Origin of the sequence: Rugamonas brunnea (genome assembly GCF_014042345.1) — a bacterium.
Classification (GTDB): Bacteria; Pseudomonadota; Gammaproteobacteria; order Burkholderiales; family Burkholderiaceae_D; genus Rugamonas; species Rugamonas brunnea.
This window is the reverse complement of sequence record NZ_JACEZT010000012.1, coordinates 123,979-146,488: the sequence shown is the minus strand read 5'-3', so window position 1 is coordinate 146,488 and position 22,510 is coordinate 123,979. Positions and strand designations below refer to the sequence as shown.

Below are 22,510 nucleotides of genomic sequence, written 5' to 3'. Positions count from 1 at the left end.
TTCCGGTGGCGGCGGACGCCCGGACTTCATAAAGTGACAAGATGCGTTCAACGGCAGACGGAGGCAAGGGGGACAGGACTGCCCCCCTTCCAACTATGCGGTGCGCTGCAACCGGTCCCTGGCGCCCCGCCGCCCCCATTCCACAAGAAGACGACGACATGAAAATCGAGACCCTGCCTCCCCAGCCTGCCGTGCGCCGCCACCGCTGGCGCGTTCCTGTGATCGCCGTGGCCGTGCTGGGCCTGGCCGGCGGCGGCTGGGCCCTGCTGCGGCCCCAGCCCACGGCCGCCCACGCCAGCGAACCGGCCCCCAGGAAAGCCGAGGCGCCCCCGGTGCTGGAACTGGCCGCCACCGACGTGGCCAGCATCACGGCCCGTTCGCTGGCGCAGCGCTTGCCGCTGTCCGGTTCCCTGGCGCCGCTGAGCCAGGCCACCGTCAAATCCAAGGTGTCGGGCCAGGTGGAGCTGACCACGGTGCAGGAAGGCATGGCCGTCACGGCCGGCCAGGTGCTGGCGCGCATCGACCTGGCCGACCTGCGGGCCCGGCTGGCCCAGCAGCAGGCGGCGCTGGACGAAGCCCAGGCCAAGCTGTCGCTGGCCACCAAGAACGAGGCCAGCAGCCAGGCCCTGCTCAAGCAGAAATACATCGCCCAGACCGCGTACGACGCCACCCAGAACAGCGTGGAACTGGCGCGCGCCAACGTCAAGGCGGCCGCCGCCGCCGTCGAGGTGGCGCGCATCGCCGTCAACGATGGCGTGATCCGCGCCCCCATCAGCGGCATCGTCAGCAAGCGCCACGTGCAGGCCGGCGAGAAGCTGGCGCCCGACATGCCGGTCTACACCATCGTCAACCTGGCCGAGCTGACGCTGGAGGCGCAGGTGCCGGCGTCCGAGATCCCGCGCATCGCCGTGGGACAGGAAGTGCGTTTCAACGTGGACGGCTTCCAGCAGCGCGAATTCACGGGCAAGGTGGCCCGCATCAACCCGACCACGGAGGCCGGCTCGCGCTACATGCTGGTGTACGTGGCCGTGCCCAACGCCGACGGCGCGCTGCGCGGCGGCATGTTCGCCAAGGGCAGCCTGGTCACGGCCCGCTCGGCCGTGGCGCCGCTGGTGCCGCTGGCGGCCGTGCGCACGGAACAGGGCCGGCAAGTGGTGTACACCATCGTCCAGGACAAGGTGGCCGTGCAGCCCGTGGTGCTGGGCATGCGCAACGAGGACGAGGGCTATGCCGAGGTGACGGACGGCCTGGCGCCCGGCGCCAGCGTGATCGTGGCCAAGCTCGATGGCCTCAAGGCCGGCAACCCCGTCAAGCTGCCAGCACGCGCGGCCGCGCCCCGCCCGGCGCAACTGGCGCAAAAGGACTGAGCCATGTGGATCACCAAAGTCAGCATCCAGAATCCCGTGTTCGCCACCATGGTGATGGTGGCACTGGTCGTGCTGGGCCTGTTCTCCTACCAGGGACTGGGCCTGGAAGCCATGCCCAACGTGCAGATCCCCGTGGCCATCGTGGAGGTGCAGTATCCGGGCGCCTCGCCCGAGGCGGTGGAGAACGACATCACGCGGCCGCTGGAAGACATCATCAACACCGTCAGCGGCGTCAAGACCCTGCGCTCCAATTCGTGGGAAGGCCGGGCCGGCGTGTACATCGATTTCAACCTGTCCACCAACATGGACAAGGCCATGCAGGACATCCGCGACAAGGTGGCGCTGGTGCGACCGCGCTTCCCCAAGGAGGCCAAGGACCCGTTCATCGCCCGCGTGGAAGGCGAGAACGAGCAGCCGATCGTGCAATTGAGCCTGACCGCCAGCGCCCACTCGCTGCGTGAACTGTCCACGCTGGCCGACCAGGTGATCACCAAGCGCTTCCAGGCCGTGCCCGGCGTGGGCCAGGTGCGCCTGACGGGCACGCGCGCGCGCCAGGTGCTGGTGAGCTTGCGCCCGGCCGACATGACGGCCCAGGCCGTGGGCGTGGACGAGGTGATCGCCGCCATCCAGGCCACCAACACCAACCTGCCGGCCGGCAGCATCAGCTACGGCGCCAGCGAACAACTGGTGCGGGTGGAAGGCAAACTGAAACAGGCGCGCGATTTCAGCAAGATCATCGTGGCGCGCCGCGCCAACGGCCCCGTGTTCCTCGACCAGGTGGCCAGCGTGGTCGACGGCGAGCAGGAGGAACTGTCGATCTCGCGCCTGAACGGCCAGCGCGCCATCTCGATCGAGATCACCAAGCAGCAGGACGCCAACGTGGTGGCGGTCGGCACCGGCATCCAGCAGGTGGCGGCCGACCTGAAAAAGACGCTGCCGGCCGACATCGCGCTCAAGGTGCTGAATGACGATTCCGTGCGCGTGCAAAGCCAGCTCACCAACGTCAAGGAAACCATCATCGAGGGCGCCGTGCTGACCATGGTGATCGTGTTCCTGTTCCTGCACTCGTGGCGCAGCACCATCATCACCGGCCTCACGCTGCCGATCTCGGTGATGGCCAGCTTCATCGCCATGAAGGCGTTCGGCTTCACGCTCAACTTCCTGACGCTGATGGCGCTGTCGCTGTGCATCGGCCTGCTGATCGACGACGCCATCGTGGTGCGCGAGAACATCGTGCGCCACCTGGGCATGGGCAAGGACCACCGCCGCGCGGCCGGCGACGGCACCAACGAGATCGGCCTGGCCGTGATGGCCACCACCTTCGCCATCGTGGCCGTGTTCGTGCCGGTGGCCTTCATGCAGGGCATCATCGGCCGCTTCTTCCTGCAGTTTGGGGTGACGGTGGCGGTGTCGGTGCTGGTGTCGCTGTTCGTCAGCTTCACGCTCGACCCCATGCTGTCGTCCGTGTGGCGCGATCCGGTCGAGGACCGCTTCAAGTATGCGCCCTGGCTGGGCCGCTTCATGGCCTGGCTGGAAGGCGGCGTGCACCGCCTGCACGGCGTGTACGGCAAGGTGCTGGCGGTGGCGCTGCGCTGGCGCAAAACCACGCTGGCCGTGGCCCTCGCCCTGTTCGTGGCCAGCCTGGCGCTGGTGCCCATGATAGGCGGCGAGATGTTCCCGGACACGGACGATGGCCGCATCTTCATGCGCTTCAAGACCCCGGTCGGCTCCAGCCTCGAATACACGGACAGCAAAGTGGCGCAGGCCGAGGCGGCGCTGAAGGCCTTCCCCGAGATCGTCGACGTGCTGTCGCGCGTGGGCACCCAGGACGGGCGCAACACGGCCGACGTGATCATGAAGCTGAGCGACCTGAAAACGCACAAGCGCCGCTCGCAGAAGGAACTGGAGAAACTGGTGCGGGCGCGCTTGTCCAGCATCGCCGGCATCACGCTGTCGGTGGGCCAGAAGCCGATCTTCATCGCCATCCTCGGCACGGACGAGGGCAAGCTGGACGCCGTGGCCCACCGCCTGATGGACAAGATGAAGCAGATCAAGGGCGTGGCCGACCTCGAATACAGCCAGGAAGGGGCCAACCCGTCCACCACGATCAAGATCAACAACGAGCTGGCCAGCGACCTGGGACTGTCGGTGCAGCAGATCGGCGCCGCGCTGCGCCCGTTCGTAGCCGGCGACACGGTCAGCCACTGGCTGGCCGACGATGGCCAGAACTACGACGTGAACGTGCAGCTGCCCAAGTCGGGCCGGCAGAAGGTCGCCGACCTGGCCGATTTGTCGCTGGCATCAAGCAAGCTGGGGCCGGACGGCAAGCCCGTCATGATCCCGCTGCGCCAGGTGGTGGAGTTCGTGCCCTCGTCCAGCCCGCAGGTGCTCAAGCGCCAGGCGCTGCAGCGGCGGGTGGCCATCTACGCGGCCGTGGAAGGCCGGCCCGGCGGCGACGTGGACGCCGACATCAAGCGCGCCATGCAGCAGATCGAACTGCCGGCCGGGGTGCGCTTCGACGTGGCCGGTTCGGCCCAGGACATGGCCGAAACCATGTCCGGCGCGGCCATGGCGCTGGGCATCGCCGTGATCTTCATCTACCTGGTGCTGGCCTCGCAGTTCGGCAGCTTCCTGCATCCGGTGGCCATCATGATGTCGCTGCCGCTGTCCTTGATCGGGGTGCTGGTGGCGCTGCTGGTGACGGGCACCACGCTCAACATCTTCTCGGTGATCGGCTTCATCATGCTGATGGGCCTGGTGACCAAGAACGCCATCCTGCTGGTGGACTTCACCAACCACGGCCAACGGGCGGGCCTGAGCCAGTTCGACGCCATCATGGAGGCGGGCCAGGTGCGCCTGCGCCCCATCCTGATGACGACGCTGGCCATGGTGTTCGGCATGCTGCCGATGGCGATCGGCATGGGCGACGGCGGCGAGCTGCAGGCGCCGATGGGCCGCGCCGTGATCGGCGGCGTGCTGACCTCCACCCTGCTGACGCTGGTGGTGGTGCCGGTGGCGTACACCTATCTCGATAATCTGGGTAAGCGGGCTGCCCGCTATTTCAAGGGCAAACCAGAACGCGGCGTGGCGGCCGTGCCGGCGGAGCAGCAGCAAGCGGAAGTGGCCTGAGGCCGCTTTCGGGCGCTACGCGCAACGGAGGAAGAAAAACAGGGGCGATATGCCCCTGTGCTGATTCGGTAATCCGGTTATTCGGTCGCGGTGCCGCCGGCGCCATCGTTGGTATCGGCGTCGCCGGTGTCGCCATCGTCGGCGTCCGCCTCGGCTGCCTCATCGCGGGCGCCGGGGTTGGCCTTCATCTCAGCCTTGCGCCTGGCTTTTTCCTCGGCTTTCTTTTTCTTCTCTAACTCGCGTTGCCGCTTTTCATATTGGAAATTTGTCTTTGCCATTTGCATCCTCTGGTTTCACGATAAGGTCGTCACTCAGGCACATTATGACGCAGATACGGGCCGCGCAAGTTTTTCATCCACGCGGATGATGCTGCGCATGTAAATGCTTGAGCCGCTCGCGCGCCACGTGGGTGTAGATCTGGGTGGTGGAAATGTCGGCATGCCCCAGCAGCAGCTGCACCACGCGCAAGTCGGCGCCATGGTTGAGCAAATGGGTGGCAAAGGCGTGGCGCAGCGTGTGCGGCGACAGGTGGGCCGTGATGCCGGCCCGCTGCGCGTGCTTCTTGATCAGCACCCAGAACATCTGGCGCGTCATGGGGCCGCCGCGCGCCGTGACGAACAGGGCGTCGTCCACCTGGCCGTCGAGGATCACGCCGCGCGCCTCGCGCAGATAGCGCTCTATCCACTGGCGGGCCTGGGCGCCGAACGGCACCAGCCGGGTCTTGGCGCCCTTGCCCGTGATGCGCAGCACGCCATCGTTCAGGCTCAGTTCCAGCAGCTTGAGCGCCACCAGTTCCGACACCCGCAGGCCGCTCGCATACATCAGCTCCAGCATGGTGCGCTCGCGCAGGCCCAGCGGGGTGCCGACGTCGGGCGCGGCCAGCAGCGCTTCCACCTGGGCTTCGCTCAGCGTGTGGACGAAACGGGTGGCCTGCTTGGCCGACGGCAGCCTGGCGCAGGGATCGGCCGTGACCTGTTTGTTGCGCAGCGCGTGCTGGTAGAAGCGCTTGAGCACGGACAGGCGCCGGTTCGATGAACTGGGCTTGGTCTGGTCATGGCGGGCCGCGAAATAGGCGCTGATATCATGCCCGGCCACCGCGTGCAGGTCGGGCAGGTCCGGCCGCTGCACCTGCAGCCAGCGGGCGAACAGGCGCAGGTCGCGCCGGTAGGCTTCCAGCGTGTTCTTCGACAGGCCATCCTCCAGCCACAGGCTGTCGCAGAAGGCGTCGATCAGAGCAACGTTGTCTGGCGCCATGCGTACTCGCTCGCTCCCTCGTGCGCCAGCAGCCAGCGCTTGATGTCCAGGTGGTAGCTGTGTTGGTCGTCGTTGTTGGAGAAGCCGCCCAGGCCGTTGGCGGCCGTCACCCGGTGGCAGGGGATCACCAGCGGGAACCAGTTGGCGCCGCAGGCCTGGCCCACGGCGCGCGGCGCCGAGCCGATGTGGCGCGCCACTTCGCCGTAGGTGCGCACGCTGCCGCGCGGGATGGAGGCGATGGTGTCCCACACCTTGTGCTGGAAGGCGCTGCCCACGCGCGCCAGCGGCAGGTCGAACACGAAGTCGGGGTCCTGGCAGTAACGCAGCACCTGTTCGGCGGCCAGTTCGGCCACCTTGTCCTGCGGCGCCTTTTCATCGAAATGGGGCGCCAGGTAGAACAGTTCCGTCACCAGCGATCCGGCCGTGCGTATGCCGAACTTGCCGAACGGCAAGTCTAGGATGGCGGAAAAGAGTTCGCTGCCCTGTTGTTTTTTCATCACGCAAGTTGTCCTTCTGGCTGTTCTCGTGTCGCGCCGGCACGACACCGGTGCCCGCTATTGTAAAACTTCGGGACAAAAAAAAGCGCACCCGAAGGTGCGCTTGAATCCTGCTTCACGTTCCCGGCCGTTTGGTTCCCGCCGTAGCGCGCTTGTGGCGGCTTGCAGCAGTGATACCAACAGCATTCTGTAAAACGTGTGTCTCCTCAAAATATGTCCGGCTCTGGTTCGCCGTTGTTATACCCACTCCCCACAACTAATCTTGCGTGCTGCTGTTATGTTCTTTGCTACCCGGACGCATTTGTTTATCAGTTATATGTCCGACAGCGACGCCATCATAACGTATCTGAATGGCTTTTTCCCATTTTTTTTGTCGCAAGAAAAAGACAGCAATACCTAATATTTTAGCAATGAATAAATCAAGGCCAGTGCCTGCGCCTTACTTGGATGCTTCCTTGTTGATGGCCGAGATCAGCTCCTTGCCGATGCGCCCTTCCATCTCGGTCTGCACCGGCGCCAGCGCCCGGCGCCACTCGGCCTGTTCCTGCACGCTCAGCGCGTAGATGGTGGTCTTGCCGGTCTTCCTGATGGCCTCCAGCGCCGCGTCGTTGTCGCGCTGGGCGATCGCCTTCTCGAACGTGGTGGCGTCCTTCATCGCCTTCTCCAGCGCGCCGCGGATGTCGCCCGGCAGGCCGTCCCAGAACTTCTTGTTGACGATCACGGCGTAGCCCAGATAGCCGTGGTTGGACACGGTCACGTGGCGCTGCACCTCATACATCTTCTGGGTGTACATATTCGACGGCGGGTTCTCGGTGCCATCGACCACCCCCGTCTGCAGGGCGCGGTACACATCGGAGAAGGCCAGCACCTGCGGACTGGCGCCCAGCGCGCGCATCTGGGCGTCGAGCACGGTGGAGGACTGGATGCGCATCTTCAGGCCCTTGAAGTCGGCCGGCTTGTGCAGCGGCCTGTTGGCCGACATCAGCTTGAAGCCGTTGTCCCAGAACGCCAGCCCGGTGATGCCCTTGGACTCCAGCTTCTTCAGCATGCCCTTGCCGATCTCGCCCTCGGTCACGTTGTACAGCGCGGTCTTGCTGGGGAAGATGTAGGGCAGGTCGAAGGCTTCGAATTCCTTCACGCCCAGCGGCCCGAACTTGGCCAGCGACGGCGCCAGCATCTGCACCAGGCCCAGTTGCAGCGCCTCCAGTTCCTCCTTATCCTTGTACAGCTGGCTGTTCGGATAGATCTCGACCTTGACGCGGCCATGGGTGGCCTGCTCGGCCAGCAGCTTGAAACGCTGGGCGGCCTGGCCCTTGGGCGTGTCGGGCGCCACCACATGGCTGAACTTGATGAGGATGGGACCTTCGGCGTAGGCGTTCGCGCACAGGGCGGCGCACAGGGCCGCCAGGCAGGCTCTCAGATGCATACGGTCTCCGGGGGTAGGGGTGCTCGAAAATACACTATTATGATGTTTGTCGCCGATTCTCGGCAGTCGCCCACGGCCACGCAACTGTGGAAAGCCACAATGGCGACGCCAGCCCAACTGGATAACCTTGCCGGCAATGAGCCCTGTTCCCACCTTCGCGCGCCGTCCCCAATTCAATAGCACGCTGCGCTGGCTGCTGCCGGTGGTGCTGGTGCTGCTGTTCCTCACCATCCTGATCTGGCTGCCGTGGCAGGCGCGCGAGATGGAGAGCAACGAGCGCCAGGAACAGCTGATCGCCGACACCTTGTGGGTCGAGCAGACGATCCGTTTCCAGCTGGGGCGCGACGAGGAAAGCCTGCGTGCGCTGGGCGCCGACATCGTCAACGGCCACCTGAGCCAGAACCAGTTGCGCGAGCGGATGGCGCAACTGCTCAGCAACGGCCACGAACTGCTGCGGGTGCAGTGGATTGATCCCCAGGGCCGGATGCTCATCGGCAGCGACGACGGCGCGCCCCTGTCGGAGGCGTCGCGCACGGCGGCCGACATCGCGCGCCGCACCCACAACGCGCTGTACGCCCAGCCCGAAGCCCAGAACCCGGACCCGCACGCGCCGCCGGCGGCGGTGCTGATGGACTACCACGCGCCCCTGTACCGGGGCGGCGCCTACCTGGGCAACCTGGTGGCCACCTACCAGGTCAGCGCGCTGCTGGAGGAAATGGTGCCGTGGTGGTTCGCCCAGGAGAACCAGATCAGCCTCACCGACCGCGACGACCGCGTGCTGGCGCGGCGCGCCGCCGCCGGTCCCGGCCACGGCGTGTACACCCACAAGCGGGCGCTGGACCTGCCGGGCGTGAACATCACGCTGGTGACGGACAGCGTGAAGAGCGCGCCGCGCCTGCTACCCAACCTGCTGGTCGGCTCCGTCATCGTACTGTCGCTGGGATTGCTGTGGAGCCTGTTGGCGCTGTGGGGCCACATCACGCGCCGGCTGGCGGCCGAGGGCGCGCTGCGCCAGCAGATGTCGTTCCGCACGGCGATGGAAAACTCCCTCGTCACGGGCCTGCGCGCGCGCGACCTGGAAGGCCGGGTCACCTACGTCAACCCGGCGTTCTGCCAGATGGTAGGCTACCCGGCCGAGGAGCTGATCGGCAAGCTGCCGCCCATGCCCTACTGGGCGCCCGAGGCGATGGCCGAATACCAGCACCGCTTCGCCGCCGTGCTGGCCGGCACCGTCACGCCCCAGTTCGAAACCATTTTCCAACGCTCGGACGGCACCCGCGTGCCGGTGCTGATCTTCGAAGCGCCGCTGGTGGACAAGGACGGGCGCCAGACCGGCTGGATGGGCTCCATCCTCGACATCTCGGACCGCAAGCGCATCGAGGAACTGAACCGCCAGCAGCAGGAAAAGCTGCAGACCAGCGCGCGCCTGGCCACCATGGGCGAAATCGCCTCCATGCTGGCCCATGAGCTGAACCAGCCGCTGGCCGCGATCTCCAGCTACACCACGGGCGCGCTCAACGTGCTGGGCCGGGCCGAAGCGAGCGGCGCGCCGGTCGACGGCGCCATGCTCAAGCCGGCGCTGGAGCAGGCATCGGCGCAGGCCCAGCGGGCCGGCCAGATCATCCGCAGCGTGCACGCCTTCGTCAAGAAGCGCGAACCGCTGCGCGAGGAAGTGACGCTGCCGGCGCTGCTCGACGGCATACGGGCGCTGATCGAACTGCAGGCGCGCCGCTTCTACGTCATCATCCACACGGAACTGGCGCCCGACCTGCCGCCGCTGCGCATCGACCGCATGATGATCGAACAGGTGCTGCTGAACCTGACCCGCAATGCGATCGAAGCGATGGCCCACATCCCGCCCCAGCGCCGCGTGCTGACCTTGCGCGCGGCCTACGACGCGGCGGCCGGCCAGGTCAGCGTGGCCGTGATCGACCAGGGCCACGGCATCCCGCAGGACGTGGCCGAGCGCCTGTTCTCGCCGTTCTTCTCCACCAAGGCCGAGGGCATGGGCATGGGCCTGAACATCTGCCGCACGGCCATCGAATTCCACGGTGGCGCGCTCACCCACCGCGCCAATCCGGATGGCGGTACTATCTTCACATTCACCTTGCCGGCCGTGCCGGTGGCCACGCTCACGGGAGAAACCTGAACCATGCTGCACATAGTCGACGATGAAGTGGTGGTGCGCGACGCGCTGACCTGGCTGGCCAGCTCGCGCGCGATCGCGGCGCGCGCCTACGACAGCGCGCACGCCTTCCTGGCCGAGGTGGCGCGCGGCCAGTTCGACCCGGACGGCGATTGTGTGCTGCTCGACGTGCGCATGCCCGACATGAACGGCGTGGCCGTGTTCGACCAGCTGGCGACCAAGGGGCTGACGCAGCGCCTGCCGGTGATCTTCCTGACCGGCCACGGCGACGTGCCGATGGCGGTCGACACGCTCAAGCGCGGCGCCTTCGATTTTTTCGAGAAGCCGTTCAACGACAACGAGTTGATGGACCGGGTGCAGGAAGGCCTGGCCGGCTCACGCCAGGCCGGCGCGCGCGCGGCCGTGCAGGCGCGCCTGGCCACGCTGTCGGCGCGCGAGCGCGAAGTGCTGGACCTGATCCTGGCCGGCAAGATGAACAAGGTGGTGGCCGACCAGCTGGGCATCAGCATGCGCACGGTGGAGGTGCACCGCGCCCATATCTTCGACAAGATGCAGGTCAAGACTGCGGTTGAGCTGGCGGGCTTGCTGAAATAGCTGCGGCCAGGGCCGCTGTCCTAATCGTTTAGTCGTGCGCGGCCTCGTGCCGCGCCAGCGCCCACGCCACGTGCTCGCGCACCAGTTCCGAGGGATGGTCGCGGCGCGACTGTAGCGCGGCCACGATGCGCGCGTCGCCGCGCGCGCCGGACGCCGCCGCGTTACCCAGGCCGACGGCGATATTGCGCAGCCAGCGCTCGTGGCCGATGCGCCGGATCGGGCTACCGCCCAGGCGCTCGTTGAACTCCTCCTCTGTCCACGCGAACAGTTCCACCATGCCGGCCGCGCCCAGGCCGTTGCGCTCGTCGAAGTCGGGCAGCACGGCGCGCTGGGCGAACTTGTTCCATGGGCAGACGGTCTGGCAATCGTCACAGCCGTACACACGGTTGCCGATCAGGGGCCGCATGTCCTCGGGGATGGCGCTTTTCAGTTCGATGGTCAGGTAGGAGATGCAGCGCCGCGCATCGAGCTTGCCGGGGCCGACGATGGCCTGCGTGGGGCACACGTCCAGGCACGCCGTGCACTGGCCGCAGTGGGCGCCCGTGGGCGGGTCCACCGGCAGCGGCAGGTCGACCAGGATCTCGCCCATGAAGAAGGTGGAGCCGGCCTCGCGGCTGATGAGCAGCGTGTGCTTGCCGCGCCAGCCCAGGCCCGCCTTCTCGGCCAGCGGCAATTCCATCACCGGCGCCGAATCCGTGAAGACGCGGTAGCCGAATTCGCCGGTCGCGGCGCGGATGCGGTCGGCCAGCTGCTGCAAACGGGCCCTCAGCACCTTGTGGTAATCGCGTCCCCGCGCATACAGCGAGATAACGGCCGCGCCGGGGTCGGCCAGGCGCGCCGTTTCCCGCTCGCGCCAGTCGTCCGGCGTGGCCGATGGCAGGTAGTCCATGCGGGCCGTGACCACGCGCACCGTGCCCGGCACCAGTTCCGCCGGCCGCGCGCGTTTCATGCCGTGGCTGGCCATGTAGTCCATTTCGCCGTGCATGCCGGCGTCCAGCCAGGCCTGCAGGCCCGCTTCGGACGCGGTGAGGTCGATATCGGTGATACGCACTTCGGCGAAGCCCAATTCACGCCCCCATTGCTTGATGCGGGCGGCAAGTTCGGCTAAATTGGCTTCGGACAGGGACATGGCGACGGGCGGGCGGTTACAATGCAGGCAGGCGGGCCACGCGGCCCACGGTGAATTCGGATATTTTAATTGATGCAGCACTTTCAAGCCCATCTCCACGACGAAGCCGGCACCTGCGCGCTGGGCGCCTCGCTGGCGCGCGCACTCGCGCCCGGCCTGACCATCTACCTGCACGGCGACCTGGGCGCCGGCAAGACCGCCCTCACCCGCGCCCTGCTGCACGCGGCCGGCTACGAAGGCACGGTCAAGAGCCCCACCTACACGCTGTCCGAACCGTACCGCGTGCAACTGGGCGGGCGCGCCGTGAACGTGATCCATTTCGACCTGTACCGCATGGGCAGCCCCGAGGAGTTCCTCGACGCGGGCTTCCGCGAGGATTTCAACGGTGACAACATCTGCATCGTCGAATGGCCGGAAAAGGCGGACACCGTGCTGCCGCCGCCTGACCTGAACCTGTTCCTGTCCGTCGCCGGCGACGGCCGTGATGTAGAATTGCAGGCAACCACCGCCCTGGGTAACTCATGCCTCGAACGCCTCCATTTCGCGCCCAACCTGTGAGCGGCACCGCTCCCCGGGCCATGCGGCGCACCATCCTGAAAGCCGGCGGCACGCTGCTGCTGTCCGTGCTCGCGCCGCTGCCGGCGCGCGCCGCGCAGATCCTGGCCGTGCGCGTGTGGCCGGCCGACGACTACACGCGCGTGACGCTGGAGAACGATTCGAGCCTGAAGGCCACCCATTTCCTCGTCAAGGACCCGGACCGGCTGGTGGTCGATATCGAAGGCCTGGAACTCAATCCCACGCTCAAGAGCCTGGTGGCCAAGATCCAGTCCAACGATCCCTACATCAAGCAGGTGCGCGTGGGCCAGAACCGGCCCAACGTGGTGCGGCTAGTGTTCGACCTGAAGGAGGAAGTGACGCCGCAGGTGTTCACGCTGGCGCCCGTGGGCAATTACAAGCACCGCCTGATCTTCGACCTGTATCCGGTCAAGGCGGTCGATCCGATCGCCGCCATGATCGAAAAGGGCAACTGGTCGGACGACGCCGGCAAGACGCCGCCGGCGGCCACGGATGCGGCGCGCGACGGCGCCCCCGCGACGGGCGGCGGATCGGCACCGACGGTACCGTCGTCACCATCGGCGCCCGGCGCCGACCTGGCGCAGGCGCAGAAAGCGGACGGCAAGGCCGACGGCAAGCCTGACAGCCGCGCGGACGCCAGGGCCGCCATCAAACCGGAAGACCGTTTCGAGGCCCGCAGCGAAGCCAAGGCCGGCCCGGGCCAGAAGATGGTGCGCATGCTGACCATCGCGCTCGATCCCGGCCATGGCGGCGAGGACCCCGGCGCGTCCGGCAGCAACGGCAGCCACGAGAAGGATATCGTGCTGGCCATCGCCAAGCGCCTCAAGGCCCGCATCGAGGAACACCCCAACATGCGCGTGATGCTCACGCGTGACGCCGACTACTTCGTCCCGCTGGGCACGCGGGTGGAGAAGGCGCGCAAGGTGCAGGCCGATCTGTTCGTCTCCATCCACGCCGACGCGTTCGTGGAACCGACGGCGCGCGGTTCGTCCGTGTTCGTGCTGTCGGAAAAAGGCGCCAGCTCCAGCGCGGCGCGCTGGCTGGCCAACAAGGAAAACCTGGCCGACAACATCGGCGGCGTCAACGTCAAGAACCACGACAAGCAACTGGCCAGCGTGCTGTTCGACCTGTCCACCACGGCCCAGATCAACGACAGCCTCAAGCTGGGCAAGGCCGTGCTGGGCGAGATCGGCGGCATCAACCGCCTGCACCGGGGCGCCGTCGAACAAGCCGGCTTCGCCGTGCTGAAAGCGCCGGACATCCCGTCCATCCTGGTCGAAACGGCCTTCATCTCCAATCCGGAGGAGGAAGCCAAGCTGCTCGACAACGCCTACCAGGACCAGCTGGCCGACGCCATCGTCAAGGGCATACGGCGCTACTTCGCCAAGAATCCGCCGCTGTCCAAGAACCGCCTGACCTGACCCCCACCCAAGGATCATCCCGATGACAGTAGTAACGATGGTGAAGTACGGCCAATTGCCGGCCGTGCGCCTGACCGCGCCGGACGGCGCGCAAGCGACGGTGGCGCTGTTCGGCGGCCACCTGCTGTCCTGGCAGACGGCCGACGGCAAGGAACACCTGTTCTGCAGCGCCAAGTCGGCGCTCGATGGCAGCAAGGCCATACGCGGCGGCGTGCCCGTCATCTTCCCCCAGTTTAATGCGCGCGGCGACGGCCAGCGCCACGGCTTCGCCCGCACCAGCCTCTGGCGCCTGGACGACAGCGGCGCCGACGATGGCCGCGCCTGGGCCGAATTCGTGCTGACGCAATCGGACCTGGCCACGCCCGTGGCGCAAGCCTGGCCCCATGCGTTCGAACTGCGCCTGCGCTTCACCGTGGGCGGGTCGGCGCTGGACCTGCTTTGCACGGTGCGCAACACGGGCGCGCACGCGTTCCCGTTCGGCGTGGCCCTGCATACCTATTTCGACGTGGGACGGCTGGAGGCGGCCGCCATCGAAGGCTTGCAGCACTGCCGCTACACGGACCACCACCTGGCCACGCTGGAACAGCAGGAACCCGCGCTGCGCTTCACGGAAAAAACGGACCGCCTGTACCAGGCCCCGCCCGCGCTCACGCTGCGCACGGCCGATGGCGCGCTGCGCCTGGAGCAGCAAGGTTACAGCGAGTGGGTGGTGTGGAATCCGGGCGCCGCCGACGCGGCCGCGCTGGCCGACATGGCCGATGACGAGTACCTGCACTTCGTCTGCATCGAGCCGGCCCGGGTGGACCAGCAGTTGCTGGCGCCGGATGCGCAGTGGGTGGGACGGCACCGGATCAGCCGCTGAATTAGCGGCCGGCCCGCGCCGCCGGGATCCCGGTAAAAGCTAGTTCGATTCCTTGACGATGCGCCCCGACGAGGGCTGCACGGGACGGGCGTTGAGCGGATACAGGCGGCTGAACAGCGCCATCTGCGCCGGCGAGGCCTGCACCGGTTCCTTCATCACCAGCCACAGCACGCCTTCCGAGCACGGCGGCGTGGTCAGCGAACCCATGAAGGTGTAGTAGTCGCGCCGGGCCGGGATCAGGTCCATCGGATCGAGCACGATGGACGGGGCCATCGTTTCGAACTTCTCCAGCGGCAGGTTGTTCCACACGGTCTGGATGGTCGGTTGCGGCTTACCCCGCTCCAGCAGCAGCGCCAGCACGGCCAGGTGGCCTTCCGCGTCCTTGTGCACCAGGTGCACCACCATCTCGTAGCCCTTGCCGTTGATGCGCTCCTCGGATGGCCGGTGGAAGTGGAACTGGATCAGTTCATACATGCGGTTGGCCACGGTGATGAAATTGCCGCCGCTGACCATCACCTGCACCGTGTGGCCGTTGTCCGTCACGTTGAACGACGATGGCTTGTAGTCGAAGGTGATCTGCTCCAGGTCCACCTTCATGCCGTCGCGGATATCGATCGGCGACTGGCGGTTGCCGGTGCTGCACTTGGCCCATTCCGGATTGATGCGACCCCAGTTGGCCGGGCCGCTCTCGCCTTCATACGACCAATGATTGCTGTAGACCTTGGGAGCCGCTGCCACGGCCGCAGCGGCTGCGGCGGCGGCCTTCTTGGCCTTGGCCTGCTGCGCCACGCGCGCGGCCTGGTTGGCGCGCATGATGGCCAGCCGGGCCGCGATCTTGGCCGACAGGTCAGCCTCGGCCTGCTCCTCGCGCTCGCGCTCGGACATGGCGCGCGCACGCACGGGGGCGCCCGATTTGGCCGATGCCGACGGGGCCGACGATGCCGACGCCGATACGGCGCCGGCGCCCGATCCCGCGCTGGCCGCAGCCGGCGTGTGCGGACGGATCGATTCGATCGGTTTGGGGACCGGGTTCTTGGCCGACGGCGTGATGCCCGGATCGGCGGCGCTGGCGGTGGCGGCGACGATACTGCAAGCGATCAGGGCGATCAGTGTACGCATGGGTGTCCAGGAAAATGAAAATTACACTCCTGTATACGGATGCAGTACGGCAAAACTTGAGCCGCCCCGGCCCTGCGCACGCGAATAATTTGCGATGCAACACGCCGCGGCGCGGCCGGGGCGTGTCGGGTGTATCGTCAGCGGCCCAGCATGCGGCGCGACAGCTTCCACATGCCGCCCAGCGCCATCGGCACCACGGCCACGCCCACGCCGAACAGCACGATCTCGGTCAAGTGTTCGCGCACCACGGTGATGTTGCCGAAGAAGTAGCCGGCTGTGGTCAACAGCAGCACCCACAGGGTGGCGCCGGTGATGTTGTAGAGCTGGAAGCGGGCATGCGTCATGTCCGACACGCCGGCCACGAACGGGGCGAAGGTGCGCACCACGGGCACGAAACGGGCCAGCACGATGGTCTTGCCGCCATGTTTTTCAAAGAACACGTGGGTTCGTTGCAGCGCCTGCTTGTTGATCCAGCGGTAATCATGGGTGAACACGCGGTGCCCGATGGCCTCGCCTATCCAGTAATTGAGGGTGTTGCCCGTCACGGCCGCCGTGATCAGCAGCAGCATCAGGAGCGCCAGGTTCATCTCGCCCAAGGCGCACAGGGCACCGGCGATGAACAGCAGGGTGTCGCCGGGGAAGAAGAACAACACCACCAGTCCCGTCTCGCAAAAGATGATGGCGAACAACACCGCGTACACGAGGGTGCCGTATTGCTGTATCAGCACTTCCAGCGTCTTGTCGACATGCAGCAGCATGCCGAAAAATTGCATCAAATCCATATTCGTCCCATAAAGGTTGCGCCGGAATCATACACCACCGGCAGCAGTCCTGCCGCGATCGTTGGCGGATATTTGCGTTTCCAAATTAACCATCTTTCCGATTACAATCGGCGCAGCGCGCGCCACCCGCCGCGCCCCATGTCACCACATCGCCACTATCCGAGGAGAGCCTGGATGCACACCCCATTTTCCCTGCCGCTTCGCTGCGCCGGCGCGCTGGCGCTGGCCCTGGCCACCCTGCCCGCGCTGTCGCTGGCCGCCAAGGCCGACGCCCCCGCCGGCCTGCCCGTCAAGCCCACCGTGGCCGACATCGTCAAGGCGTCGGGCCCAGCCGACTGGCGCCCGCTCGACCCGGACAACACGCTGTACATGGAACTGCCGGGCGGGCGCGTGGTGATCGAACTGGCGCCCGACTTCGCGCCGCAGAACGTGGCCAACATCAAGCTGCTGGCACGCGAGCACTATTACGATGGCCAAGCCGTGGTGCGCTCGCAGGACAACTACGTGGCCCAGTGGGGCGACGCCGACGAGGCCCATCCCAAGCCGCTCAAGACTGCGCGGGAAAAAGTGCCCGGCGAATTCACCGTGCCGCTCAAGAACGACCGCCACTTCACGGCCCTGCCCGAGCGCGACGGCTACGCGCCGCAGGTGGGCATCTCGAACGGCTTCCCGGCCGGGCGCGACCCCAAGGCCGGCCGCACCTGGCTGGCGCATTGCTACGGCATGGTGGGCGTGGGCCGCGACGTGGACAACGACAGCGGCAACGGCACCTCGCTGTACGCGGTGACGGGCCACGCGCCGCGCCACCTGGACCGCAACATCACGGTGGTGGGGCGGGTGGTGTCGGGCATGGCGCTGCTGTCGACGCTGCCGCGCGGGCACGAGGCGATGGGTTTTTATGGCGCCAATGAAGTCCATCCGCCCATCACTTCGGTGCGGCTGGCGGCCGACGTGCCGGAGGCCGAGCGCAGCCACCTGGAGGTGATGCGCACGGACACGGCCACCTACAAGGCGGCCGTGGAAGCGCAGCGCAACCGGGGCGGCCCCTGGAACAAGTACGCGGCCGGCTACGTCGAACTGTGCAACGTGCCCATCCCCGTGCGCGAGCAGGCGAAGTAATCGGGGCCGGCGGCAGCCGGTATAATCGCGCCATGAACGCGCCCGACCCGACCCAACGCCCCCTCCGTCCCATCCAGGCCCTGCCGGACAAGCTGATTTCCCAGATCGCCGCCGGCGAGGTGGTGGAGCGGCCGTCGGCCGTGGTCAAGGAATTGCTGGAGAATGCGCTCGACTCGGGCGCCACCCAGATCACGGTGCGGCTGGAGGAAGGCGGCGTGAAACGCATCGCCATCACCGACAACGGCCGTGGCATCCCGCCCGACCAGTTGCCGCTGGCCCTGGCCCGCCACGCCACTTCCAAGATCGCCACCCTCGACGACCTCGAAAACGTGGGCACGCTCGGTTTCCGGGGCGAGGCGCTGGCGTCGATCGCCTCGGTGGCCGCCATCACCGTCACCACCCGCACGGCCGATGCGCCCCATGCGTGGGAGATCGTGGGCTCCCACCTGGGCGCCGTGTCGCCCTCTTCCGGCGCCCACGGCACCACGGTGGACGTCAAGGACCTGTACTACAACACGCCGGCCCGGCGCAAATTCCTCAAGTCCGAGCAGACCGAATTCGGCCACTGCGCCGAGGTGGTGCGCCGCATCGCGCTGGCGCGGCCCGACGTGTCGTTCTCGCTGAGCCACAACGGCCGCACCATCGACCACTGGAACGTGACGGAGATGGCCAAGCGCAGCGCCCACATCCTGGGCGACGGTTTCGCGGAAGCGCGCCTGCCGATCGACGAGGCGGCCGGCCCGCTGCGCTTGCACGGCTACGCGGGCCTGCCCACGGCCTCCAAGGCGCGCGCCGACGGCCAGTTCTTCTACGTGAACGGGCGCTTCGTGCGCGACAAGCTGCTGGTGCACGCCGTCAAGGCGGCCTACGCCGACGTGCTGCACGGCGACCGCTTCCCGTCCTATGTGCTGGCCCTGGAGATCGACCCGGCGCTGGTGGACGTGAACGTCCATCCGTCGAAGATCGAAGTGCGCTTCCGCGACAGCCGCGCCGTCCACCAGTTCGTGTTCCACGCCGTGCAGCGGGCGCTGGCACAGACCTCGGCCACCGCGCACGGCAGCGTGCCATCGCCGCTGCCGGCGGCCGAATCGCTGAGCGCGGGCGACAACTGGCGCGGCCAGGCGCAGCAGGCGTCGTTCGGCCCGCTGCTGGCGCCCGGCTACACGCCGACCTTCTCGCCGTCGCCGTTCGGCCCGTCGCGCCAGGCCGGCGCCGGGGTGGCGCAAAGCACGGAGCGCTACGGCGCGCTGTTCAGCGGCGGACCGGCGGGCGATGGGCGCGCAGCTGCCGAAGCTTCGGCTTTCCCGGACGGCATGGCAGCAACGGCCACCTCGGTCACCTCAGCATCGGTGATCGCACCGGCCACGCCCTACGTGGCCTCGCCCGCCGCCATGGCGCAGGAAGAATTCCCGCTCGGCTTCGCGCTGGCCCAGCTGCACGGCATCTACATCCTGGCCCAGAACAGCAAGGGCCTGGTGCTGGTGGACATGCACGCGGCCCATGAACGCATCCTGTACGAGCAGCTCAAGAACGCACTCGACGACCAGGTGGCCGGCCAGCAGATGCAGGTGCAGCCGCTGCTGATCCCCGTCACCTTCTACGCCGAGGAAGTGGAAGTGGGCACGGCCCAGGAGCACCAGGAAACGCTGCAGGCGCTGGGCTTCGACATCGCCGCCCTGTCGCCGACCACGCTGGCCGTGCGCTCGGTGCCGGTGCTGCTCAAGAACGCGGACGCCCAGACGCTGGCGCGCGACGTGCTGCGCGACGTGCGCGAATTCGGCGGCTCGCGTGTGCTGATCGAACGCCGCAACGAGCTGCTGGGCACCCTGGCCTGCCACACGGCCGTGCGCGCCAACCGCATCCTGTCGGTACAGGAAATGAACGCCCTGCTGCGCCAGATGGAGAGCACGGAGCGGGCCGACCAGTGCAACCACGGCCGCCCGACCTGGGTGCAGGTGGAAATCGGCGCGCTCGACAAGCTGTTCCTGCGCGGCCAATAAGCCGTTCCCTCCCGCGCCTTCACGTACAAGACATCATGACCCATCACGCATCACGCCCGCTGGCCGTCGCCATCATGGGCCCCACGGCGTCCGGCAAGACAGCCGCCGCGCTGGCCATCGCCGAGCGCATCGATTGTGAAATCATCTCCGTCGATTCGGCCCTGGTCTACCGGGGCATGGACATCGGCACGGCCAAGCCCACGCGCGCCGAGCAGGCCGCCGTGCCGCACCACCTGATCGACATCATCGACCCGCTGGACACCTATTCCGTGGCCCAGTTCCGCGAGGCCACGCTGCGCCTGGTGGCCGACATCACGGCGCGCGGCAAGTTGCCGCTGCTGGTGGGCGGCACCATGTTGTACTTCAAGGGCCTGACGGATGGCCTGGACGACCTGCCCGGCGCCGATCCGGCCCTGCGCGCGGAACTGGAGGACGAGGCGGCCCGCCACGGCTGGCCGGCGCTGCACGCGCGCCTGCGCACGCTGGACCCGACCACGGCCGCGCGGCTGGCGCCCAACGACGCCCAGCGCATCCAACGCGCGCTGGAGATCTGCACGCTGGCGGGACGCCCCATGTCCGAGCTGCTGGCCCAGCGCGAGAAGACGGAACTGCCGTTCGAGCTGCTGTCGTTCGCTCTGGAGCCCTCCGACCGCGCCGTGCTGCACGAACGCATCGCGCGCCGCTTCGACCTGATGCTCAAGGAAGGCGAGGATGGCAGCCTGCTGACGGAGGTGGAGATGCTGCGCCGGCGCGGCGACCTGCACCCCGCCCTGCCCTCGATGCGCTGCGTGGGCTACCGCCAGGCGTGGGAATACCTGGACGGCTACATCGACTTCGCCACGCTGCGCGAGACCGGCATCGTGGCCACGCGCCAGCTGGCCAAGCGCCAGCTCACGTGGCTGCGCGCCATGCCGCAGCGCGTGGTGCTCGACTGCCTGGCGCCGCATCCGGCCGCCGCCATGCTGGCGCGGATCGAGGCCGGGCGCGGCTGAGCGCAGGTCGTGACAATGTGGCAATCCATGCCGCGCACGGCGCAGAAAAACACGGAATATTTTCGGGCCAGTCTTGACAGGCCGGCGTCCAGCCTTGATAATGCTGGGCGTTGTCGGTGATATAGCTCAGTTGGTTAGAGCACAGCATTCATAATGCTGGGGTCGATGGTTCAAGTCCATCTATCACCACCAAGATTTCTTAGAAGATGGTCTGATCACGATCAGGCCATTTTTGTTTCGGTGATATAGCTCAGTTGGTTAGAGCACAGCATTCATAATGCTGGGGTCGATGGTTCAAGTCCATCTATCACCACCAGAATCTGCAAAGCCGCTGTCCCGCAAGGGCCAGCGGCTTTTTGCATTGCGGCCCGCCGGCGCTTACTGGCCGGCCGCGTTCATCAGGTTGGTGCGCAGGTTGACGATGGCCTTCTGCAGCACGCGGAACTCGTCGGGCGACAGGCCGGCCGCCTTGGCCGTCACGGCGCGGTAGTCGAAGGCCTTTTCCCGCAACTGGCGTCCCGCCTCCGTCAACGACACGCGCACGCTGCGCTCATCCTCGGTGTCGCGTTCGCGGCGCACATAGCCCATCGCCTCCAGGCGCTTGAGCATGGGCGTAATCGTGCTCGGCTCCAGGAACAGCTTCTCGCTCAGGCTTTTGACCGTCTGCATCTCCTCCTCCCACAGGCAGACGATGGCCACGTACTGCGGATAGGTCAGCCCCAGTTCCTCCAGCACCGGCTTGTAGACGCGCGAGTAGGCGAGGTTGGTCGAATAGATGGCGAAGCACATGAAGTCGCCCAGCCTGGCCGTGTTTTTACCGGCATCCATCTTGTTGCTCATTTTGCATCCCCAAAAAGAATTTATCGCGATAATGATTATCGTACTTGAAAACGGCGGAGAAGCTGGATATAGTTGTCGTCATAATGATTATTTCGATAAATACTTTTCAACCACAGGACAACCGGAGTATGAAAATGCGCAAGCACCGCACCACCTATCGCCGCCATGCCGTCGCCGCCCTCCTCGCCTTCGCCGGCGCCCAGTTCGGCATATCCACCGTTGCGCACGCGGAGACGGCCAGCGCCAGGCCGGCCGCAGCCACGTCGGCGCCGGCGCTGGCCACCTTCCAGGCTATCAGGCAGATCGATGCCGGCGTGCTGAATGTCGGCTACGTCGACCAGGGGCCGGCCGACGGCCCGGTGGTAATCCTGCTGCACGGCTGGCCGTACGACATCCACAGCTACATCGACGTCGTGCCCATGCTGACCCAGGCCGGCTACCGCGTGATCGTGCCGCACCTGCGCGGCTATGGCAGCACGCGCCTGCTCGACGCCAAGGCCCCGCGCAACGGCGAGCCGGCCGCGCTGGCCGCCGACGTGGTGGCGCTGATGGACGCGCTGAAGATCGACCGCGCCATCCTCGCCGGCTACGACTGGGGCGCGCGCACGGCCGACATCGTCGCCGCGCTGTGGCCGCAGCGGGTCAAGGGACTGGTGTCCGTCAGCGGCTACCTGATCGGCAGCCAGGAGGCGGGCAAGCAAGCCTTGCCGCCCAGCGCCGAGCTGCAATGGTGGTACCAGTTCTACTTCGCCACCGAGCGCGGCGCCGCCGGCTACGCCAGGAACCACCATGATTTCGCCAAACTGATCTGGCAAACCGCGTCGCCGCAATGGCGCTTCGACCAGGCCACGTTCGAGCGCAGCGCCGCCGCCCTGGAGAACCCCGATCACGTGGCCATCACCATCTCCAACTACCGCTGGCGGCTGGGGCTGGAACCGGGCGAGGCCAGGTACCGTGAACTGGAAACGCGGCTGGCCAGCTTCCCCGCCATCACCGTGCCCACCATCACGCTGGAAGGCGACGCCAACGGCGCGCCCCATCCGGACCCGGCGGCCTACGCCCAACGCTTCAGCGGCAAGTACAAGCACGAGCAGATCTCCGGCGGCGTTGGCCACAACCTGCCGCAGGAAGCACCGCGCGCCTTCGCCAACGCCGTGATCGAAGTCGACCACCTCTGAACACGGCTGCCGCCCACTCGCGCTGCCCAACCAGCGCACGACACAACACCTACGCCACTCAACAAGAAAAGGAAACCAC

The 22,510-nt window shown here is 67.0% G+C and carries 19 protein-coding genes and 2 tRNA genes; 13 read left to right on the top strand and 8 right to left on the bottom strand.

Translation table 11 applies throughout. From position 1 onward, the window contains the following. Positions 1–158 precede the first annotated feature (158 nt). On the top strand, positions 159–1,367 hold the full coding sequence (locus tag H3H37_RS18195; RefSeq protein ID WP_182165082.1) for an efflux RND transporter periplasmic adaptor subunit: 1,209 nt from the start codon (positions 159–161) through the stop codon (positions 1,365–1,367). 3 nt (positions 1,368–1,370) lie between these two features. Then, entirely contained in the window at positions 1,371–4,496 is a 3,126-nt protein-coding gene (locus tag H3H37_RS18190; protein ID WP_182165080.1) for an efflux RND transporter permease subunit, read from the top strand. 77 nt (positions 4,497–4,573) lie between these two features. On the opposite strand, the gene H3H37_RS18185 is transcribed toward H3H37_RS18190, so the two are convergent. From H3H37_RS18185 to H3H37_RS18170, 4 genes are all read right to left on the bottom strand, one after another. Further along, the gene (locus H3H37_RS18185) at positions 4,574–4,774 is read right to left on the bottom strand and encodes a hypothetical protein (RefSeq protein WP_182165137.1); all 201 of its coding nucleotides are present in this window, start codon (positions 4,772–4,774) and stop codon (positions 4,574–4,576) included. Positions 4,775–4,847: 73 nt separating this feature from the next. Then, positions 4,848–5,750, bottom strand: coding sequence for a site-specific tyrosine recombinase XerD (xerD, locus tag H3H37_RS18180; protein WP_182165078.1), 903 nt, complete (start codon positions 5,748–5,750; stop codon positions 4,848–4,850). Next, the gene (locus H3H37_RS18175; protein WP_182165076.1) at positions 5,726–6,247 is read right to left on the bottom strand and encodes a methylated-DNA--[protein]-cysteine S-methyltransferase; all 522 of its coding nucleotides are present in this window, start codon (positions 6,245–6,247) and stop codon (positions 5,726–5,728) included. Before H3H37_RS18175 ends, xerD begins: the two co-directional genes overlap by 25 nt. Positions 6,248–6,686: 439 nt before the next feature. Continuing rightward, positions 6,687–7,673: a TRAP transporter substrate-binding protein gene (locus H3H37_RS18170; RefSeq protein ID WP_182165074.1), complete on the bottom strand. Its 987-nt coding sequence runs from the start codon at positions 7,671–7,673 to the stop codon at positions 6,687–6,689. A gap of 136 nt (positions 7,674–7,809) precedes the next feature. On the opposite strand from H3H37_RS18170, the gene H3H37_RS18165 reads away from it, so the two are divergent. Beyond that, positions 7,810–9,822, top strand: a complete 2,013-nt coding sequence (locus H3H37_RS18165; RefSeq protein ID WP_182165072.1) for a sensor histidine kinase — start codon at positions 7,810–7,812, stop codon at positions 9,820–9,822. A 3-nt stretch (positions 9,823–9,825) separates the two neighbouring features. Continuing rightward, on the top strand, positions 9,826–10,413 hold the full coding sequence (locus H3H37_RS18160; RefSeq protein WP_182165070.1) for a response regulator transcription factor: 588 nt from the start codon (positions 9,826–9,828) through the stop codon (positions 10,411–10,413). A 28-nt stretch (positions 10,414–10,441) separates the two neighbouring features. On the opposite strand, the gene queG is transcribed toward H3H37_RS18160, so the two are convergent. Beyond that, positions 10,442–11,542, bottom strand: coding sequence for a tRNA epoxyqueuosine(34) reductase QueG (gene queG, locus H3H37_RS18155; protein WP_182165068.1), 1,101 nt, complete (start codon positions 11,540–11,542; stop codon positions 10,442–10,444). 72 nt (positions 11,543–11,614) lie between these two features. Here queG and tsaE point away from each other — a divergent pair, with 72 nt between their 5' ends. From tsaE to H3H37_RS18140, 3 genes are read left to right on the top strand one after another with little or no spacing between them, the layout of a single operon-like run. After that, a complete protein-coding gene (gene tsaE / locus H3H37_RS18150; RefSeq protein WP_182165066.1) occupies positions 11,615–12,100 on the top strand; it encodes a tRNA (adenosine(37)-N6)-threonylcarbamoyltransferase complex ATPase subunit type 1 TsaE in 486 nt (161 codons plus the stop codon). Further along, on the top strand, positions 12,064–13,539 hold the full coding sequence (locus tag H3H37_RS18145) for an N-acetylmuramoyl-L-alanine amidase (RefSeq protein WP_182165064.1): 1,476 nt from the start codon (positions 12,064–12,066) through the stop codon (positions 13,537–13,539). Before tsaE ends, H3H37_RS18145 begins: the two co-directional genes overlap by 37 nt. Positions 13,540–13,561: 22 nt before the next feature. Continuing rightward, entirely contained in the window at positions 13,562–14,401 is an 840-nt protein-coding gene (locus H3H37_RS18140; protein WP_182165062.1) for a D-hexose-6-phosphate mutarotase, read from the top strand. Positions 14,402–14,440: 39 nt separating this feature from the next. Here the strand turns inward: H3H37_RS18140 and H3H37_RS18135 are convergent, their stop codons facing one another. Both H3H37_RS18135 and H3H37_RS18130 read right to left on the bottom strand, forming a co-directional pair. Beyond that, positions 14,441–15,520 carry a carbonic anhydrase gene (locus tag H3H37_RS18135; RefSeq protein WP_182165060.1) on the bottom strand — a complete coding sequence of 360 codons (1,080 nt, stop codon included), beginning with the start codon at positions 15,518–15,520 and terminating at the stop codon, positions 14,441–14,443. A gap of 137 nt (positions 15,521–15,657) precedes the next feature. Further along, entirely contained in the window at positions 15,658–16,302 is a 645-nt protein-coding gene (locus tag H3H37_RS18130; RefSeq protein WP_182165058.1) for a VTT domain-containing protein, read from the bottom strand. 174 nt (positions 16,303–16,476) lie between these two features. Here H3H37_RS18130 and H3H37_RS18125 point away from each other — a divergent pair, with 174 nt between their 5' ends. From H3H37_RS18125 to H3H37_RS18105, 5 genes are all read left to right on the top strand, one after another. Beyond that, entirely contained in the window at positions 16,477–17,421 is a 945-nt protein-coding gene (locus H3H37_RS18125; RefSeq protein ID WP_182165056.1) for a peptidylprolyl isomerase, read from the top strand. Positions 17,422–17,453: 32 nt separating this feature from the next. Further along, on the top strand, positions 17,454–19,421 hold the full coding sequence (mutL, locus tag H3H37_RS18120; protein ID WP_182165054.1) for a DNA mismatch repair endonuclease MutL: 1,968 nt from the start codon (positions 17,454–17,456) through the stop codon (positions 19,419–19,421). Between the two features lie 35 nt (positions 19,422–19,456). Next, positions 19,457–20,413: a tRNA (adenosine(37)-N6)-dimethylallyltransferase MiaA gene (gene miaA / locus H3H37_RS18115; RefSeq protein ID WP_182165052.1), complete on the top strand. Its 957-nt coding sequence runs from the start codon at positions 19,457–19,459 to the stop codon at positions 20,411–20,413. 115 nt (positions 20,414–20,528) lie between these two features. Beyond that, a tRNA-Met gene (locus tag H3H37_RS18110) sits at positions 20,529–20,605 on the top strand. A gap of 47 nt (positions 20,606–20,652) precedes the next feature. Beyond that, a tRNA-Met gene (locus H3H37_RS18105) sits at positions 20,653–20,729 on the top strand. A 62-nt stretch (positions 20,730–20,791) separates the two neighbouring features. Here the strand turns inward: H3H37_RS18105 and H3H37_RS18100 are convergent. Beyond that, positions 20,792–21,253: a MarR family winged helix-turn-helix transcriptional regulator gene (locus tag H3H37_RS18100; RefSeq protein WP_182165050.1), complete on the bottom strand. Its 462-nt coding sequence runs from the start codon at positions 21,251–21,253 to the stop codon at positions 20,792–20,794. 134 nt (positions 21,254–21,387) lie between these two features. On the opposite strand from H3H37_RS18100, the gene H3H37_RS18095 reads away from it, so the two are divergent. Then, complete coding sequence (locus tag H3H37_RS18095) at positions 21,388–22,431, top strand: alpha/beta fold hydrolase (protein ID WP_182165048.1); 1,044 nt, start codon at positions 21,388–21,390, stop codon at positions 22,429–22,431. Positions 22,432–22,510 lie beyond the last annotated feature (79 nt).

Excerpts from the sequence above, each read along its gene's own strand:
- H3H37_RS18195 (WP_182165082.1), top strand. The coding sequence starts at position 159 with ATGAAAATCGAGACCCTGCCTCCCCAGCCTGCCGTGCGCCGCCACCGC.
- H3H37_RS18190 (WP_182165080.1), top strand. The coding sequence starts at position 1,371 with ATGTGGATCACCAAAGTCAGCATCCAGAATCCCGTGTTCGCCACCATG.
- H3H37_RS18185 (WP_182165137.1), bottom strand. The coding sequence starts at position 4,774 with ATGGCAAAGACAAATTTCCAATATGAAAAGCGGCAACGCGAGTTAGAG.
- xerD (WP_182165078.1), bottom strand. The coding sequence starts at position 5,750 with ATGGCGCCAGACAACGTTGCTCTGATCGACGCCTTCTGCGACAGCCTG.
- H3H37_RS18175 (WP_182165076.1), bottom strand. The coding sequence starts at position 6,247 with ATGAAAAAACAACAGGGCAGCGAACTCTTTTCCGCCATCCTAGACTTG.
- H3H37_RS18170 (WP_182165074.1), bottom strand. The coding sequence starts at position 7,673 with ATGCATCTGAGAGCCTGCCTGGCGGCCCTGTGCGCCGCCCTGTGCGCG.
- H3H37_RS18165 (WP_182165072.1), top strand. The coding sequence starts at position 7,810 with ATGAGCCCTGTTCCCACCTTCGCGCGCCGTCCCCAATTCAATAGCACG.
- H3H37_RS18160 (WP_182165070.1), top strand. The coding sequence starts at position 9,826 with ATGCTGCACATAGTCGACGATGAAGTGGTGGTGCGCGACGCGCTGACC.
- queG (WP_182165068.1), bottom strand. The coding sequence starts at position 11,542 with ATGTCCCTGTCCGAAGCCAATTTAGCCGAACTTGCCGCCCGCATCAAG.
- tsaE (WP_182165066.1), top strand. The coding sequence starts at position 11,615 with ATGCAGCACTTTCAAGCCCATCTCCACGACGAAGCCGGCACCTGCGCG.
- H3H37_RS18145 (WP_182165064.1), top strand. The coding sequence starts at position 12,064 with ATGCCTCGAACGCCTCCATTTCGCGCCCAACCTGTGAGCGGCACCGCT.
- H3H37_RS18140 (WP_182165062.1), top strand. The coding sequence starts at position 13,562 with ATGACAGTAGTAACGATGGTGAAGTACGGCCAATTGCCGGCCGTGCGC.
- H3H37_RS18135 (WP_182165060.1), bottom strand. The coding sequence starts at position 15,520 with ATGCGTACACTGATCGCCCTGATCGCTTGCAGTATCGTCGCCGCCACC.
- H3H37_RS18130 (WP_182165058.1), bottom strand. The coding sequence starts at position 16,302 with ATGGATTTGATGCAATTTTTCGGCATGCTGCTGCATGTCGACAAGACG.
- H3H37_RS18125 (WP_182165056.1), top strand. The coding sequence starts at position 16,477 with ATGCACACCCCATTTTCCCTGCCGCTTCGCTGCGCCGGCGCGCTGGCG.
- mutL (WP_182165054.1), top strand. The coding sequence starts at position 17,454 with ATGAACGCGCCCGACCCGACCCAACGCCCCCTCCGTCCCATCCAGGCC.
- miaA (WP_182165052.1), top strand. The coding sequence starts at position 19,457 with ATGACCCATCACGCATCACGCCCGCTGGCCGTCGCCATCATGGGCCCC.
- H3H37_RS18100 (WP_182165050.1), bottom strand. The coding sequence starts at position 21,253 with ATGAGCAACAAGATGGATGCCGGTAAAAACACGGCCAGGCTGGGCGAC.
- H3H37_RS18095 (WP_182165048.1), top strand. The coding sequence starts at position 21,388 with ATGCGCAAGCACCGCACCACCTATCGCCGCCATGCCGTCGCCGCCCTC.